Annotated in this window: 1 protein-coding gene; it reads right to left on the bottom strand. The window is 62.0% G+C overall.

Annotated elements, in window-relative coordinates; all coding sequences use genetic code 11:
* The coding region (locus tag ACTWP9_RS36660; RefSeq protein ID WP_443250645.1) for a condensation domain-containing protein at positions 1-959 on the bottom strand (959 nt) is incomplete at both ends.

Genomic DNA, 959 nt, shown 5'->3' with positions numbered 1-959 from the left:
GCCAAACGCCCATGCACCTCCGCATCAACGCCGAACGACACCACACCACCGCGATAACTCGCCACCCGCGGACGCGACCGATCCACCGGCAACGACAACTGCTCAGGAGCCCCCTCCAATTGCTGCTGCCAGAAAGCCAACTGCCGCGAAATCAGACTGTCCGGGTCTTCTTCACTGCCGAGATACTCGCGCTGCCACAGGGCGTAATCCGCATACTGCACCGGTAGCGGCGCCCAATCCGGCACCCCACCACCAGACCGCGCCCGATAAGCGTCACACACGTCCCGCCACAACGGCCGCAAAGACCACCCATCAGCAGCAATGTGGTGCACCACCAACACCAACACCCGCTCGGTCTCGGACACCACCAACAACCCAGCCCGAACCGGCAACTCACCACTCAAATCGAAGCGGTACCGAACCAGTTCGGCTACCGCCTCATCAACCCGCTCACGCTCAACACCGCCCACCGTCAAGCCCGACCACTCATCCAACGGCATCACCCTCTGACACGGCACCCCGTCAATCTCGGCAAAAACAGTCCGCAAACTCTCATGCCGAGCCACCACATCACCCAACGCCTCGCCCAGCGCACCCTCATCCACCTCACCCTCCAAACCCACCACCAACGGAATGTTGTACGTCGCCGAAGCCCCCTCCAACCGATACAAAAACCACAGCCGAAGCTGCGCAAACGACAACGGCAACCGCTCAGGCCGCACCACCGGCACCACACCACCCCGCGCCCCACACGCACCCACCACACGCCCCGCCAACAACCCCGGCGACGGCGCATCAAACACCGCACTCACACCCAACTCAACCCCCAACACCCCACGAACCCGCGACACCAAACGCGTCGCCAACAACGAATGCCCACCCAAATCAAAAAACCCGTCATCCACACCCACACCCTCAACACCCAACACCTCAGAAAACAAACCACACAACACCACCTC

The sequence above is a fragment of the Streptomyces sp. 3N207 genome (assembly GCF_052246355.1).
In the GTDB taxonomy this organism is placed as follows: Bacteria; Actinomycetota; Actinomycetes; order Streptomycetales; family Streptomycetaceae; genus Streptomyces.
The sequence above is the reverse complement of the archived record's forward strand: the minus strand, read 5'-3'. Positions and strand labels throughout refer to the sequence as shown.